General features: G+C 68.3%; 13 protein-coding genes. 11 read left to right on the top strand and 2 right to left on the bottom strand.

Annotated features, from left to right (window positions below; genetic code table 11):
* Positions 1-4: 4 nt before the first annotated feature.
* Positions 5-1,084: an ABC transporter substrate-binding protein gene (locus QFZ50_RS16750; RefSeq protein WP_307086067.1), complete on the bottom strand. Its 1,080-nt coding sequence runs from the start codon at positions 1,082-1,084 to the stop codon at positions 5-7.
* Positions 1,085-1,310: 226 nt separating this feature from the next.
* On the opposite strand from QFZ50_RS16750, the gene QFZ50_RS16745 reads away from it, so the two are divergent.
* From QFZ50_RS16745 to QFZ50_RS16695, 11 genes are all read left to right on the top strand, one after another.
* Positions 1,311-2,201, top strand: coding sequence for a Gfo/Idh/MocA family protein (locus QFZ50_RS16745; protein ID WP_307086065.1), 891 nt, complete (start codon positions 1,311-1,313; stop codon positions 2,199-2,201).
* A gap of 17 nt (positions 2,202-2,218) precedes the next feature.
* Positions 2,219-2,416 carry a hypothetical protein gene (locus QFZ50_RS16740; RefSeq protein WP_307086064.1) on the top strand — a complete coding sequence of 66 codons (198 nt, stop codon included), beginning with the start codon at positions 2,219-2,221 and terminating at the stop codon, positions 2,414-2,416.
* Positions 2,417-2,533: 117 nt separating this feature from the next.
* The gene (locus QFZ50_RS16735) at positions 2,534-3,448 is read left to right on the top strand and encodes a sugar phosphate isomerase/epimerase family protein (RefSeq protein WP_307086062.1); all 915 of its coding nucleotides are present in this window, start codon (positions 2,534-2,536) and stop codon (positions 3,446-3,448) included.
* Positions 3,449-3,450: 2 nt separating this feature from the next.
* Entirely contained in the window at positions 3,451-4,212 is a 762-nt protein-coding gene (locus QFZ50_RS16730) for an SDR family NAD(P)-dependent oxidoreductase (protein ID WP_307086061.1), read from the top strand.
* A 10-nt stretch (positions 4,213-4,222) separates the two neighbouring features.
* A complete protein-coding gene (locus tag QFZ50_RS16725; RefSeq protein WP_307086058.1) occupies positions 4,223-5,344 on the top strand; it encodes an aldose 1-epimerase family protein in 1,122 nt (373 codons plus the stop codon).
* A 95-nt stretch (positions 5,345-5,439) separates the two neighbouring features.
* Positions 5,440-6,690, top strand: a complete 1,251-nt coding sequence (locus tag QFZ50_RS16720) for a CaiB/BaiF CoA transferase family protein (protein WP_307086057.1) — start codon at positions 5,440-5,442, stop codon at positions 6,688-6,690.
* Positions 6,687-7,835 carry an ABC transporter substrate-binding protein gene (locus QFZ50_RS16715; RefSeq protein ID WP_307086054.1) on the top strand — a complete coding sequence of 383 codons (1,149 nt, stop codon included), beginning with the start codon at positions 6,687-6,689 and terminating at the stop codon, positions 7,833-7,835. The genes QFZ50_RS16720 and QFZ50_RS16715 overlap by 4 nt, the downstream gene beginning before the upstream one ends.
* A gap of 2 nt (positions 7,836-7,837) precedes the next feature.
* Positions 7,838-8,629, top strand: a complete 792-nt coding sequence (locus QFZ50_RS16710; RefSeq protein WP_307086052.1) for an enoyl-CoA hydratase/isomerase family protein — start codon at positions 7,838-7,840, stop codon at positions 8,627-8,629.
* 44 nt (positions 8,630-8,673) lie between these two features.
* Entirely contained in the window at positions 8,674-9,894 is a 1,221-nt protein-coding gene (locus tag QFZ50_RS16705) for a fumarylacetoacetate hydrolase family protein (protein WP_307086050.1), read from the top strand.
* Positions 9,891-11,006 carry a LacI family DNA-binding transcriptional regulator gene (locus tag QFZ50_RS16700; protein WP_307086048.1) on the top strand — a complete coding sequence of 372 codons (1,116 nt, stop codon included), beginning with the start codon at positions 9,891-9,893 and terminating at the stop codon, positions 11,004-11,006. The genes QFZ50_RS16705 and QFZ50_RS16700 overlap by 4 nt, the downstream gene beginning before the upstream one ends.
* 48 nt (positions 11,007-11,054) lie before the next feature.
* Positions 11,055-12,617, top strand: a complete 1,563-nt coding sequence (locus QFZ50_RS16695; RefSeq protein WP_307086046.1) for an aldehyde dehydrogenase family protein — start codon at positions 11,055-11,057, stop codon at positions 12,615-12,617.
* A 31-nt stretch (positions 12,618-12,648) separates the two neighbouring features.
* Here the strand turns inward: QFZ50_RS16695 and QFZ50_RS16690 are convergent, their stop codons facing one another.
* Complete coding sequence (locus QFZ50_RS16690) at positions 12,649-15,093, bottom strand: glycosyltransferase family 2 protein (protein WP_307086044.1); 2,445 nt, start codon at positions 15,091-15,093, stop codon at positions 12,649-12,651.
* Positions 15,094-15,243: the final 150 nt, after the last annotated feature.

The following is a 15,243-nucleotide window of genomic DNA, read 5'->3' as shown; positions in this document are numbered from 1 at the left end:
TCTCCTAGGATCCCGAGTAGTACTTCATGACGTCCTCGAGCGGCAGGTCGAGGCCCGGGAAGTCGTAGCCGAGCTGGAAGTTGCTCGGCTTGTCATCGAGGCAGTAGTCCTTGGCGTTGTCGTTGGTGATCTCCAGGGGTGGGAAATACTGTTGCTTCTCGATCTCCTCGCCTTCGAGGAGCTTCACGGCCTGCTCGAGGCCTTTCGCGTAGATTGCCGGCTGGCCGAAGACCATGTCTCCGGTGAGTCCTTCGCCGTCGTACTTGACGAGCGCGCAGGCCTCCCCGTTGTAACCGGAACCGCCGACCACGGGGACGAATGGCAGGCCCGCCGAGGCGAAGGCTTCGGGCACACCCTGACCGCCGGTCAGGAAGGAGTAGACACCGCCGACATCCGGGTTGGACCGGAGGATGTTCGACATGGCCTCCTGCGCGGTGGCCTCGTTCCAGCCGTTGGTGTCCTGGGCGACGATGGTTGCTCCACCCTTCTCGAGGGTCTCGGTGACGCCCGGCATCGAGCCCTCGTTCAGGGGGACGCCCGCAAGGCCTTCGAGCACCGCCACGTTCTTGTTCTCGCCGAGGTTCTCCAGGAGCCACTCCGCTCCTGTGGAGCCGGCAGTGGCCCAGTCGGTGGAGACGACGTACACGTCCTCGCTGTCGTACGGGCCGCCGTTGGCGATCACCGGGATCCCCTGGGTCGAGGCCTGGGTGATGGCTGCGTCCGCACCGCTCGAGGACGCGGGGTCGAAGAGGATCAGGTCCACCCCGTCGGCGATGAGGTTCTGCATCGCCGCGTTCTGCTGCGCGGCGTCATTGTCGTTGGTGCGGACGATCTTGAGCTCCACCTTGTCCTTGTACTCGGGGGAATTCGCGAGGGCCTGGAGCGACGCCAGCCCCATCTCCCGCCAGGCCTGCCCGCCCAGGGGCTGTTCGAAACCGATGACGAATTTCTCGTCCCCGCCTCCTGCGGGGGCATCACTGGAGTTGGCAGGTGCACTCGCGCACCCTGCGAGCAGGACGACGAGGGAGGCTGCCGCGCCCATGACGACGGCGCCGGGCAGTGAGGGACGCTGGAATCTACTCATGATTTCTCCTTTGAAATCCGGCCGTTCACAGTGTCAACACCCTTCCCGGAGTGCAAGGGATGCAGGTCGGGGAATGCTGGTTGACGGATGTATTGAGGGACATTACCGTACAGATGATAGCGCTGCCAGTAGCGCTATCATAAAGTTTTGGTAGGGTGAGGAAAACCAGCTTCCGCACCATGCCAGGACTGAGACAAGTCATCGCAATGACGCGATTGGAGTTCGCATGAGCAGCACAACCATGGCGGCAGAGCAGTCCGAGTTGTTCCCCGATGTCGAGATCCGTTGCCGCGATTATCGGATCGGCTGCATCGGTGCCGGCATGATCATGGCGGATGTGCACCTCGAGGCCTACCGCCAGGCCGGCTTCCCCGTCGTCGCCATCGCCTCGCGCACCGAGGCGAAGGCACGGGCCGTCGCGGAGCAGTACGGCATCGCTACGGTGCACGCCACTCCGGAGGACCTGATCGACGACGGGTCCGTGCAGGTCCTCGACATCGCCTACCCACCCGACCTCCAGCCCGCCCTGATCCGGCGGGCCCTCGAGGCCCCGCACATCCGGGCGATCCTCGCCCAGAAGCCCCTGGCACTCGAGCTCGGTGAGGCGATCGCCCTCCGTGACGAGGCGGCCGCTGCCGGGAAGATCCTCTCGGTCAACCAGAACATGCGCTACGACCAGTCCATCCGGGTGCTCCGCCAGCTCCTCGATCGAGGTGACCTCGGCGCTCCGGTCCTTGCCACCATCGAGATGCGGGCCATCCCGCACTGGCAGGGTTTCCTCGAGGGTTACGACCGCCTGACCCTCGCGAACATGAGCGTGCACCACCTGGACGCCCTGCGCTTCCTGTTCGGGGAGCCCACCGAGATCATGACCGTCGCCCGCGAGGACCCCCGCACCGCGTTCGACCACGAGGACGGCATCGTGGTGTCCACGCTGCGGTTCCCGCACAACGTACTCGCCGTATCGATGGAGGACGTCTGGAGCGGGCCCCGGGAAGAGGCTTCGACTCAGACATCTACATCAAATGGCGGGTCGAGGGGACGCGTGGCGTCGCCCAGGGCACCATCGGCTGGCCGACAGGGAAGCCCTCGACGCTCACCTACGCGTCCGCCCTGACGACCGGCGGACAGTGGGTGACCCCGACCTGGGACACCCACTGGTTCCCCCACGCCTTCATCGGTGTCATGGAGCAGGTGCAGTACGCGGTGCACACGGCCACGCCGCCCGAGCTCTCGGTCGCCGACAACGTCAGGACCATGGCCCTGATCGAAGCGGGCTACCGGTCGATCGCCGAGCGCCGGCCCGTCCTCCTCAGCGAGTTCGATCTCTGACCACCGGGAGGAATCGCAGCGACCCCTTTCGCCGTTCCTCCCGCCGATCGTCCAGTCCCCTTTCCAGTTCCCCTTTCCGGTTCCACTTCCATTTCGATCACAAGGAGCAATGACGCCATGATCCAGGTAGGTATTTTCAGCGGGTACTTCCCCTACGAGCTCGACACCACAGCGAAGACCATCCGCGACCTCGGCTTCAACACCGTGCAGCTCGACCTGCACTTCAAGGACCTGGACCTCTCCGCCGGCCAGATCACCAAGGAGAAGGCGAAGCGGGTCAGCGACACGTTCCGCGACAACGACCTGCCGATCTGCGCGATCTCCGGCTACACGAACATCGTCCACCCCGACCCGGAGCACCGGAAGGCGAACGTCGAGTACCTGAAGGAGATCCTCCGGAACGCACGCTCCTTCGGCACCCCCTACGTCATCAGTGAATCCGGCACCTTCAACCCGGACAGCGAATGGGACCACCACCCGCACAACCGCACCGAGGAGGGCTACGAGCAGGTGCGCAGCGTCCTGACGGAGCTTGCGCAGACCGCCTACGACCACGGAGCCACCTTCCTCCTGGAGACCTACGTGAACAACGTCATCGGCTCCGTCCGCGAGACGGTCCGTGTCTTCAACGACATCCGCACACCCGGCCTCGAGCTCCTCATGGACCCGACGAACTACTTCGACGGCAACAACATCGACGACATGGACGTGGTGCTGAACGAGGTGTTCGACACCCTGGGTGACCGGGTGCGGGTCGCCCATGCGAAGGACGTCAAGCGTTCCGGCGAGGACAAGAGCGAGAAGCACGCGGACATCGGCGACGAGAACGCGCTTGCCTCGCACACCTTCCGTGGGGTGGGAGACATCGAGCTGCCGGCGGCAGGCCTCGGCTCCCTGAACTACGACCTCTATCTCCAGCGGCTCGCCGAGCGCAATCCGAACGTGCCGCTCATCATCGAGCACCTGGACGAGTCCGACGTACCCCGCGCGAAGCAGTTCATCGTGGAGACCCTGAAGAAATACGGGATCTGACCATGGCGGGAGACGGCGTGCTGCACCAACGGGTTGCGGTGGTCACGGGTGCCGGAGGAGCGTTGGGTCGCGCCACGGCGCTCCGGCTGGGGGCGGACGGCTTCGCCCTCGGGGTCCTCGGACGCAAGGGCGCAGAACTGGAGGAGACCGCCGCCCAGCTCGAGGCGCTGTCGGTACCGACGCGCATCCTCGACGTCGACCTCCGGGAGGCTGATGCGATCGAGATCGCCATCACCTCGACGAACGAGGAGTTCGGCCCGATCGAAGCCCTCGTCAACAACGCCGCGATCTACCCCAGCACGCCGTTTCTCGACATCCCGCTGTCCGAGTACGACGACGTGGTGGCGGTCAACCAGCGCGCCTACTTCTACGCGGCGCAGGTGGCCGCCCGGGGCATGGTGGCACGCCGCTCGGGTGCGATCGTCAACGTCGGATCGATCACGTGGCACGGTGGCTGGTCGAACCTCGCCAGTTACGTGTCCACGAAAGGTGCAGCCGTGTCGCTGACCCGCGCCCTGGCGAGGGAACTGGGCGAGTCCGGTGTCCGCGTGAACGCCGTCTCGCCCGGCGCCTTCCCCACGAAAGCGGAGGCGATCCAGGGCGATGCGGCGGAATACGGCGCGCACGTCCTCGCGCACCAGGCGCTCAAGCGCCGCGGCACGGACGCCGAACTCGCCGCGGTGATCTCCTTCCTGGTCGGCCCTGACGCATCGTTCGTGACGGGGCAGACCATCAATGTCGACGGCGGATGGATCATGGAATGAGGATGCCCCGATGAAGATCTTCGGTTCGGAACTGACGCGTGCAGAGCTCGCGACACGCACAGGCGACCTCTCGGCCGTGGCGGGCATCCGCCAGGTCGTGCTGGACAACGGACTCGAACGCGGGGTGCGGGCCATCGACCTGCGCACCGCTGCGGGCCTCGAGGTCGAGGTGCTGGTGGACCGCGCGTTCGACCTGGGCTCGGTCAGGTACCGCGGAATGCCCCTCGGCTGGCGCTCCGGCAACGGCTTCCGGCACCCCGGCCTCCACGAGCACAACGACGAGGGGGGCCTCTCCTGGCTCCGGGCGCTCGACGGGCTGCTGGTGAGCGGAGGCCTGGACCATACCCTCTTCGGGGGTGAGGTGGAGGCGACGGGCTATGCCTATCCGCCGAAGCAGTCGGTGTCCCATGGTCTGCACGGCCGCCTCACCGCCATCCCGGCCCGCCTGCTCGAGGCGCGCGAGATCGTCGACGGGGACGGGTCCTCCGTCCTGAGGGTCGTCGGCGAAGTCGTCCAGGCCACCTCGTTCGGTGAGCACCTGCGCCTGACACGCAGCATCGAGCTGGACTTCGACGGCCGGGAGATCCGCCTGCACGACGTGGTGGACAATCTCGGCTTCGAGCGGACACCGCACATGTTCCTCTACCACCTGAACTTCGGCTGGCCGCTGGTCGACGAGGGCACCGAGTTCGTCGCCTCCATCGATTCCACCCTGTGGGCGTCCGACTCCGTCGCTGCCCAGGGGGTCTCCTACCGGAAGCTGCCGCAGCCGCAGAAGGGCTTCATCGAACAGGTCTTCGAGCACGAGCTCGTGGCGGACGCGGAAGGCCGCCACCGGGTCGCGCTGCTCTCCGCCGACAGCCGTCTCGGCGTCGAGGTGTCCTGGGACGCAGCGGGCATGCCGCACTTCTTCGAGTGGCAGAACCTGCGGAGCGGGCAGTACGCCATCGGCCTCGAGCCCTCGACGCACCATGTGGCAGGGGACGCCGCAGCCCGGGACGACGGTTCCATGATCTGGCTCGAGCACGGTGATACGCGCGAGTACCGCACCACCATCCGCGTCCTCGAGGGCACGGAGGCCACCGACACGGTGCGCCGTTCCATCCGGGCGGCCGGGGACCAGCCCGAGTAGGGCCGGATCCCGGCCGGCGCATCACACCACCCACACACGCCATGCCACGTCCCGTCCGCCGACGGATGCTGAGCTGAGGAGAACGAGGAACCATCATGAGGAACCCAACCGCCAAGGAAGCCCCCGAAGTACTCTCGGGCATCCGGGTGCTCGACTGCTCGATCGCGATGGCGGGGCCGTTCGCCGCACAACGCCTCGGCGACCTCGGCGCCGACGTGATCAAGGTCGAGCCGACTGCTGGAGAGTGGCAGCGCCACGCTGCGGCAGGCGGGGCGACGGGCAACCGCATCAACGTGTCCTTCCTGTCGCTCAACCGGAACAAGCGTTCCATCGCCGTCGACCTCAAGTCGGCCGAGGGCAGGGAGATCACCTACGACCTCGTGAAGACCGCCGACGTGTTCCTCCAGAACTACCGCCCCGGCGTCGCCACCAGGCTCGGCGTCGACTACGAGACGATCAGGGCCATCAACCCGGGGATCATCTACGTCTCGATCTCCGGCTACGGGGAGGACGGGCCGTACCGCAACCGTCCCGGGCAGGATCTGCTGCTCCAGGCGATGAGCGGTGCGATGCTCTCCTCGGGCAGCCACGGAGAGCCCCCGGCAGCAGCGGGCCAGTACCTCGTCGACGCCGTGACGGCCTCGACCGCGTTCGAGGGGGTCCTCGCCGCGCTGTTCCACCGCGAGCGCACCGGCGAGGGCCAGCTCGTCTCGGTCAACATGCTCGACGCCATCACCACCCTGCAGATGCAGGAGCTGTCGGTGTTCACCGTCGGCAAGGTCGCCCAGACGCGGGGCACGGAGCCTCATGCGCACGTCTACATCCGTGCACCGTACGGCACCTTCTCGACCGCGGACGGCTTCATCGCCCTGGCGATGCCCGACCTCCATGTCCTCGGGGACGTCATCGGTGAGCCATCCTTCCTCGGCATGGATTCCGAGACCGACAGCTGGACCAGTCGTGACGAGATCTTCAGGAAGACCGCCGAACGCCTCATCACCCGCACCAGCGGGGAATGGCTCGAACTCCTCGGCGCCGCCGGTATCTGGGCCGGCCCGGTCTACGACTACCAGGACCTCGTCGACGACGAGCAGATCGCCCACAACGGCACGTTCATCGAGTACGACCACCCGACGGAAGGGCTCGTGAAGACGCCGGGCTTCCCGTACCGCCTGTCCGCCACTCCCCCGCGGATCCACCGGGGTGCACCGCTGGCCGGCGAACACACGCGCGAGATCCTCACCGAGCTGGGCATCGCGGGCACGCGGGCCGAGGAGCTGCTCGAGGCCGGTGTCGTGGCCGACGAGGCGCCCATCAGCGCAGCGCCGGAACGGACATCGGCATGACCTCCTACCGGGGCATCACGTGGGACCACCCCCGGGGGAGGAATGCGCTCGTGGCCGCCGCCGGCACGGCGCAGGGGAGTGACACCGGCCTCCGCCTGACCTGGTCCGCGCACTCCCTCGAGGACTTCGAGTCGCATCCCATCGACGATCTCGCCCGGAACTACGACCTGATCGTCCTCGACCATCCCCACCTCGGCGAAGCGCTCGAGCACCGGTCGCTCATCCCCCTCGACGCTGTGGTGGGCACCGAACGCATCGACCGGTGGTCCGCCCAATCGGTCGGACCGTCCTTCGCGTCGTATTCCCTCGACGGGCTCCAGTGGGCCCTCCCGCTCGATGCCGCCACCCAGGTCGCGGTGCGCAAGCCCGCCCTGGTACCGTCACCACCGGCCACCTGGGACGACGTCGAGCTCCTTTCGGAGCGTGTGCCGGTGGCGTTGTCGCTGGCCGGCCCGCATGCGTTCCTCACCTTCGCGTCCCTCTGCGCCGCCTACGATGCCCCGGCGGGCGGATCCGACGGCGACGGCCCCGGCCTTCCCGGGTTCGTCCCGGACGACGTCGGCCACAGTGTCCTCGAGCGACTGCGGGTGATCGGTTCGCGCGCTCCCGCCGCCGCCGCCGGGCTGAACCCCATCGCCCTGCTCCAGCGCATGACGGACACCGACGAGATCGCCTACTGTCCGCTCGTGTACGGGTATGTGAACTATTCCTCGCCGACGCTCCGTTTCACGGATGCACCGTCCGTCGTGCCCGGAGGGCGCCGCGGGTCGACGCTCGGGGGGACGGGGCTCGCGGTCAGCTCCCGCGCGGACGTCACGCCCGCCCTCATCGACCACATCGACTGGCTGATGTCGCCCGAGGCGCAGCGCCGCTTCATCCCGCAGCATGACGGCCAGCCGTCCACCCGCAGCGCCTGGCTGGACGACGAGGTCAACCGGGCGTCGGCCGGCTTCTACCGGTCCACTCTCGCCACCATCGAGGATTCCTGGGTGCGGCCGCGCTTCCCCGGTTACATCGCCTTCCAGACGAGCGCGTCGGCCATCGTGCGCGCCGTCGTCGCCGGGCAGGAGAGCGTCGAAAGCGGCCTCACCCGGTTGCGTGCTGAATTCTCCCGCGCCCGCCCCCTGACAACGGAAAGGATCTGACCATGCTGTCCCCCCTCGAGCTGGACACGGAGGAGATCGTCGTCGACCACTCCGGATTCGTCGCGACGATCACGCTCAACCGCCCCCACAAGCTGAACTCCGTGACGCAGGGCATGTCCGACGCCCTCGTGATGGCCGCTGAATGGGCCAACACCAGCGACGAGGTCCGCGCCGTCGTCCTCACCGGAGTCGGCGAGCGCTCCTTCTGCACCGGATCGGACATCCGGCAACTCGACAAGTACGCCACTCCGTGGGATTTCCGTAACCGGGCGGACTACTGCGATGCGCTTCGCCTCCTGCGGAAGCCCGTGATCGCAGCGGTCAACGGCTACGCCTTCGGCGGCGGACTGGAGACGGCGCTAGCCTGCGACATCCGGATCGCCTCCGCCACGGCGTCCTTCGCTGCCCCGGAGATCAAGCTCGGCTGGATCGGCGGCGGCGGCGTGAGCACACTGTTGGCGCACTCCATCGGCGCGAGCAACACGGCCCTGATGCTGATGACGGGCGATGCGATCAGTGCCCAGCAGGCGCTCGCGTGGGGACTCGTGTCCGAGGTGGTCGAACCCGATGCGCTGCTGCGCCGGGCCGCCGAGCTCGCGGCCACCATCGCCTCTCGTCCGCCGATCGCCGCGGAGATGGCCAAGGCAACCCTCAGCGCGGCGTTCAACATGCCGCAGGACCAGGCGATGGCCTACGAACGGGACCTCCAGACGGTCGCCTTCGCCACCGAGGACGCAACCGAGGGCCGGACGGCCTTCGCCGAGAAACGGCAAGGCATCTTCGGGCGGCGCTGACCCGCCCGACGCACCCCCTTCCAGCATCGAACAATGGACATCACATGAGCCTCTCCCACACCGCCTCCACCCTCGCACCAGCACCCGCCCCAGCCCTGCTCGGCGACGGAGCCCAGGCCCTCCCGGCCGACGGCTATGCTGGAACGCTCATCGGACGTGTCTGGGACCCGGCCGCCGGAGGGCCCTCTCCGGTGCTCATCCACGAGGACGGCGTCTTCGATCTGAGCGCCACCTTCCCGACCGTGAGCGAACTCTGCGAGCACCCGGACCCGGCCTCCGCCGCCCGGGCCGGCGCAGGAACAAGGCTCGGAGCCTTCACCGACATCTACACCAACACCCTTCCCGGCCTGCAGGACACCCCGGCCCCCCGGCTCCTCGCCCCCGTCGATCTGCAGACCCTCCGGGCGGCCGGTGTCACCTTCGCGGTGTCGATGATCGAACGGGTCATAGAGGAGCGCGTGCGGGGGGACATCGAGGCAGCCGCCCGGATGCGCGAGAGCATCCTCGCCGAGATCGGTACGGACCTCCACAACGTGCGTCCCGGGTCCCCGGACGCAGTCGCCCTCAAGAACTACCTCGTGAACGAGGGCCTCTGGAGCCAGTACCTCGAGGTGGGCATCGGACCCGATGCGGAGATCTTCACCAAGGGCCCTACCCTGTCGGCCGTCGGCACGGCTGCGCAGGTCGGGGTGCTCTCCACCTCCCTGTGGAACAACCCCGAACCCGAGGTCGCACTCATCGTCAGCTCGACGGGGCGCATCGCGGGCACCACGCTCGGCAACGACGTCAACCTCCGGGATGTGGAGGGACGGTCGGCGCTCCTGCTGCCCAAGGCGAAGGACAACAATGCGTCCTGTGCGCTGGGGCCCTTCATCCGATTGTTCGACGACACCTTCGATCTGGACGCCGTCCGGCGGATGCGGGTGAGCCTGGAGATCGACGGTCGCGACGGCTTCCACCTCGAGGCGACCTCCGAGATGGCCCAGATCAGTCGTGATCCCGTCGATCTCGTCGCGCAGCTCACGGGGCCCCAGCACCAGTATCCCGACGGCGCCGTGCTGATGCTGGGCACGATGTTCGCGCCCATCGTGGACCGCGATGTCGAGGACCGCGGGTTCACGCACAAGCGGGGCGATGTTGTTAGGATCTCCTCCCGCGAACTGGGTAGTCTGGTCAATTACGTCGAGGAAAGCGAGAGGTGCGAGCCGTGGGAGTTCGGGATCGGCTCCCTGATGCGGAACCTCGCGAGCCGGAACCTGCTGTGAGCCGCGGAGGCGCCGTCGTGCCGGTCGATCCGCGGACCGAGGCCGGGGACGGTGAGGCCGACGGCGGTACCGGCACACCGATCGGACCCCGCCAGACCCGGCGCTCGACCAACACCGTGACACTCACGGATGTCGCGCAGCACGCCGGGGTGTCGCCGCAGACCGTGTCACGCTCGATCCGCTCACCGGAGCTGGTGTCGGAGTTCACGCTGCAGCGGGTCCGGCGGTCCATCGAGGCCACCGGCTACGTCCCCAACCTCGCGGCAAGCAATCTGGCCTCCAATCGCAGCATGACCGTCGCCGCCATCATCCCGGCCATCTCGGCCTCGGTGTTCGCGGACGCGCTGCACGGCCTCGACGAAATCCTCGCCCCTGCCGGCTACCAGTTGTTCATCGGCTCCACCGACTACCGGCCCGCCCACGAGGAGGAACTCGTCAGGGCCTTCCTGGGCCGCCGTCCCGACGGGATCTTCATCGTCGGAACGCACCACTCGCGGCTCACGGAGACGCTCCTCCGCGAGGCGCAGGTCCCGGTCGTCGAGGCATGGGACCTGACCGACAATCCCATCGACGGCCTCGTTGGATTCTCGAACAGCGACGCCCTCCGCTCCCTCGTGGAGTTCGCCGCCGCGCGGGGATACGCCCACCCCACGTTCGCCGGCTCGTTCCAGAGCGGTGACTTCCGCGCCGTCGCCCGGCGTGTGAGCTTCGAGGACGCGGTGCGTGAACTGTACCCGGGGGAGCCGATACGGGTCGTCGATTCGGGGACGGCGAAAGTCGACTTCGAGACCGGCCGCCTGCTGCTCGACCAGACACTGGGCACGCACCCCGAAACCGACCTGCTGATGTTCGCGAGCGACGTGTTCGCGGCCGGGGCACTCCTGGAGTGCGCACGGCGGGGCATCGATGTTCCCCAGGACATCGCCGTCACCGGGTTCGGCGACTTCGAGATCGCCCGGCACCTGATGCCCACCCTCACGACCGTTTCCGTACCCAACCGCGAGATCGGCACCACCGCCGGCCGGTTGCTGCTCGCCCGGATGACGGACCAGCCTGTGGCGACGTCGAAGATCGACCTCGGCTTCTCGGTCGTCGCGCGCGAAAGCGCCTGACGCCACCCCCCCCTCCCGCATCGCTTCCGACCTGCAAAAGGACACGCCATGTTGACGACCACCAACCCCCGCACCGGTGTCAGTGCTGCCACCACGCTCGAACCGACCACGGCCGAAGGAGTCGACGCTGCGGCACGACGCGCCGCAGCAGCGGCGGCAGAACTCCAGCGTCGCGGCCGCGAATTCCGGGCGACACTGCTGGAGGCGATGGCTGCATCCGTCGAGAACGCCCGGGGACGCCTCGTCGCGATCGCCGACGCCGAAACCGGGCTCGGCACGGTCCGCCTCAACAGCGAGGTCAGTCGCTCCGCGTTCCAGTTCCAGCTGTTCGCCGAGGCGGTCCGGGAGGGCAGCTACGTCGAAGCGATGATCGACCATGCCGCCGAGACTCCCCTGGGTCCCGCCCCGGACGTGCGGCGCATGCTCGTGTCGGTCGGGGCAGTCGCCGTGTTCGGCTCGAGCAACTTCCCGTTCGCGTTCTCGGTACTGGGCGGCGACACCGCTTCCGCCATCGCCGCCGGTTCCTCGGTGGTGATCAAGGCGCACGGATCCCACCTGCTGACCTCGCAGCTCTCGCTCGAGGTGCTGCAGGAGGCCGCGCGCGCCGTCGACGCCCCCGACGGCACCTTCGACGCCGTCTTCGGCCAGGAGGCCGGGCTCGCGCTCGTCGTGCATCCGGCGATCCGGGCGGCCAGTTTCACCGGCTCGCTCTTCGCCGCGGAGTCCCTGCAGCGTGCCATCAACACGAGACCGGATCCCATCCCGTTCTTCGGGGAACTCTCGAGCGTCAATCCGATCATCGTGACCGAGGGCGCAGCCCGTGCCCGCGGAGAAGCCATCGCCTCCGGCCTGTTCGCCTCCTTCACCGGCTCCGCCGGCCAGCTCTGCACGAAACCGGGCATCGCGTTCATCCCGGACAGCGCGTCCGGCCAGGCACTGGTGGAGTCCCTGAAGGCGCTCACGCAGGAAGCCCGCCCGCAGGTGCTGTTGAACGACCGCATCCGTAACTCCTTCGGTGTCATCTCGGAGCGTCTGGTCGGTGCCGGAGCCGTCGAGATCGCCGGCGGGTCCGGACGTTCGGAGCACGAACAGGACACGCCCGGTGAGGACCCGTCCCAGGGGTTCACGGTCGCCCCGACGCTGCTCGAGACCACGGCGTCCTCCCTGACCGGGGAGCTGGCAGAGGAGTGCTTCGGCCCGCTGATCGTCGTCGCCCGCTATTCCACGGTCGACGAGGTCCGTGATGCATTCGGCCAGGTCCCCCGGTCACTGACCGCGACCGTGCACGCCAAGGACGACGAAGGGCCCATCATCACCCGGCTCGCGCCGATCCTGGAGGCGAGTGCCGGCCGGATCGTCTTCAACAGCTATCCGACGGGCGTCCGGGTGACCTGGGCCCAGCACCACGGCGGCCCGTGGCCCTCGACGAACTCCCAGCACACCTCGGTCGGCGTCACGGCCGTACGGCGGTTCCTCCGGCCCCTGGCCTGGCAGAATGCGCCGCAGTCCGCCCTGCCGGAGGAGCTCCGCGACGGCTTCTCGACCATCCCGCGCCGTATCGACGGCGCCCTGGTGCTCCCTCAGTCCGTACCGCAGCCGGTGGGCGGCTGACGGCGCGCGCGCCGGTCGCGCGGTGATCGGCCTACCGCACCCCGGCCCGACGGCGGCGGTCGGTGTCCGAGCGCAGGTCCCGGTTCAGGCGGCGGTCGCCGTGGTAGAGGATGGACGCCCAGTCCGCCTCGGCCGCGGTCTTCGGGATCACCTTCGACTCCTCGACCTTCCTGGTCCGCGGCGCCACGTACAGCCAGTTCAGGACGCCGAGCCACATGTCCACGAGGGAGTTCTTGATCCCGATGTACGCGCGGATGGCGCCGGCCGCCAGGACGGCGTTCAGCCCGGCGAAGACGGCGTTGCCCCAGTTCTGCTCCAGGACGTCGCGGGCGAGCGTGAGCAGCGAGAACGCCACGATGAGGTACGGGATCACCACGTAGAGGCCCGGCGCCGCGGTGCGGTCCTTGACCTTGGGCGTCCGCACGAACGGGATCTTCTCCCCCGTGAACGCCTGCTGGATGGACTTCAGCACACCGGCGAGGTTGACCGGCAGCAGCACGAGGTTGAAGCCGTAGATCCGGAAGATGTCCGAGAAGCGGTGCCCGCAGTCGCGGAGGTCGCTGCCCATGGCGAGGAAGTACGGGGCGGCGGCGAGGAACACGACGGGGCTCAGGAGCCTGCTGTCGTAGGGGTAGGCGAGGAGGAACAGCAGCCCGAAGCTCGCCCACGCGATCGACGCCATGTAGTTGACCCGCAGCAGCACCTCACGGACGAGGACCTGCTCGCGGAGGTGCCGGCGTCGTCGCAGCTGGTTCCACAGCTTCGGCAGGATCAGCAGCCCGCCGTTGGCCCAGCGCCGGCGCTGGACCACGAGGGACCCGAAGTCCGGCGGGGTGGCGCTGTAGCTGAGGCGCTCGGGGTAGTTCATCAGCGTCCACCCGTGGGTGCCGAGGTCCACGCTGGACTCGGTGTCCTCGATGACGGTGCGGTCCTGGATGTAGGTCTTGATCTCGAAGCCGCCCACGTTCTCGACCTCGACGATGTCCTCCACCGCGCGCTTGCGGATGACGGCGTTGGCACCCACCCAGAAGGTGGACCCGTAGTAGGACATGCCCTGATGCAGGATGTGCTGGATGTCCGTCGTCGCGCCCGCCACCCGCTCGATGCGCGTCGGCGCTCCGCGGAAGGACGAGTACGGGGTCTGCGTGACCGCGATCCGCTCGTTGCCGGGTGATTCGAGCAGGTACACGAGCCGCAGGCAGTAGTCGCGCAGCAGCAGGGAGTCGGCGTCGAGCGTGAGCAGGTAGGTGGAGTCCTGGACGTCCAGGACGTCGTCGTCCTCCGCCCCCTCGCCGTCCGCGAGCGGGCGCAGCACCGTGCCCGTGGCCACCTGCTCCTTCCGCCAGCGTTGGCCCATGAGCGAGATGTAGGCGTTGAGGTTCATGGCCTTGTTCGCCTCGTGCGAGAGGGACGCGTAGGCCTTCCGCTCGAACGTCTCGAGCCGCGTGTTGAAGATCCGTACGAGGCGCACGTACAGCTCGCGGATACGGTCCGGCTCCGGGCACTGCCCCTGCACCAGGGCGGCGTCGAGCGCGTACATGGTCAGGCGGAGTTCGCGGGCGAGGCCCATGAGGACGAGGTCCACGAAGAACTCGTCCACGTGGTCCTCCACCGACTCGCTGTCGGCCATGTCCTCGAGCCAGACGGCGGCCGCCTCGTATGCCGCGATGAGCGGGGGCAGGTGGTCGTGCGACGGCGGGGCGTCGGCGTCGCGCCCGGCGAGCGTCGCCTCGAACGCCGCCAGGGCCGCGGTCGCACGGGTGGAGGGTTCGAGGAGCGCGGACTCGATCTCGAAGGACAGCGCCCGCGTGGCGTCCAGCCGCTGCCGGATCACGGGGTCCTTGGGGTGCGGGGGATCGTCGAGGAGGAGCACCACGCGGATGTTCGGGAACTCCTGCAGCGCCGCGGACCACAGGGTGGCGCGGACGACGGCGGGCTCCTCCGCGTAGGACGGCACCAGCACGGTGATGCCCTCCTCGTGGTGCGCGAAGTGGCGGTCCAGTTCGCCGCGGGGCACGCGCCGGTGATCCCGGAACCGGTACAGCGCGCCCTGTCGTGCCAGCAGGTACATGAGTGCCGAGAACGTCAGGAACGTGACGACGATCAGGTACGACGTCGCCTCCGCCTGGAACCGGAAGCCGACGTCGGGGTTGTTGGCGAACTGCCGCAGGATGGTCGTGACGATGTACGTGAGCCAGGCCAGCACCGTGACGACGATCCCGATGCGTCCGAGGGCGATCTTCCGCGACGACGGCGTCGGGTGCACGATCGACAGCGGCTCCGAGCGCCGTTCGGCGCCCCACTGGCGGCGTCGTGCCGGCGCGGCCCCGGGAGCTGCGGCGGCTGCCTGCTCGAGGACGGCGGCGGAGGCGACGGCCGATGACGGCAGCGCCGCTGCGCCGGCCCCGGACGGTTCACCGTCGGCGCGCGCTTCCGATGAAGGCGCGGACTCGGTGGCATCGCTGGATCTGGACATGGTTACCTCGGCAGGGGACGGAAGGGGCAACGCACGGAGTCGCCCCCGCGATACGCAGCGTCACTCTCCACCATCGGCCCGTTGCCCGTCAGCGTTAGGCAGAACAGTGACGACGACGGAAATATCCTTTACGCTTCAAGCGTCTCGCGC

Source organism: Arthrobacter agilis, assembly GCF_030816075.1.
GTDB lineage: Bacteria > Actinomycetota > Actinomycetes > Actinomycetales > Micrococcaceae > Arthrobacter_D > Arthrobacter_D agilis_E.
The sequence above is the reverse complement of the archived record's forward strand: the minus strand, read 5'-3'. Positions and strand labels throughout refer to the sequence as shown.

Bases quoted from the DNA above. Each gene is read 5' to 3' on its own strand.
- QFZ50_RS16750 (WP_307086067.1), bottom strand. From the start codon at position 1,084: ATGAGTAGATTCCAGCGTCCCTCACTGCCCGGCGCCGTCGTCATGGGC.
- QFZ50_RS16745 (WP_307086065.1), top strand. From the start codon at position 1,311: ATGAGCAGCACAACCATGGCGGCAGAGCAGTCCGAGTTGTTCCCCGAT.
- QFZ50_RS16735 (WP_307086062.1), top strand. From the start codon at position 2,534: ATGATCCAGGTAGGTATTTTCAGCGGGTACTTCCCCTACGAGCTCGAC.
- QFZ50_RS16730 (WP_307086061.1), top strand. From the start codon at position 3,451: ATGGCGGGAGACGGCGTGCTGCACCAACGGGTTGCGGTGGTCACGGGT.
- QFZ50_RS16725 (WP_307086058.1), top strand. From the start codon at position 4,223: ATGAAGATCTTCGGTTCGGAACTGACGCGTGCAGAGCTCGCGACACGC.
- QFZ50_RS16720 (WP_307086057.1), top strand. From the start codon at position 5,440: ATGAGGAACCCAACCGCCAAGGAAGCCCCCGAAGTACTCTCGGGCATC.
- QFZ50_RS16715 (WP_307086054.1), top strand. From the start codon at position 6,687: ATGACCTCCTACCGGGGCATCACGTGGGACCACCCCCGGGGGAGGAAT.
- QFZ50_RS16710 (WP_307086052.1), top strand. From the start codon at position 7,838: ATGCTGTCCCCCCTCGAGCTGGACACGGAGGAGATCGTCGTCGACCAC.
- QFZ50_RS16705 (WP_307086050.1), top strand. From the start codon at position 8,674: ATGAGCCTCTCCCACACCGCCTCCACCCTCGCACCAGCACCCGCCCCA.
- QFZ50_RS16695 (WP_307086046.1), top strand. From the start codon at position 11,055: ATGTTGACGACCACCAACCCCCGCACCGGTGTCAGTGCTGCCACCACG.
- QFZ50_RS16690 (WP_307086044.1), bottom strand. From the start codon at position 15,093: ATGTCCAGATCCAGCGATGCCACCGAGTCCGCGCCTTCATCGGAAGCG.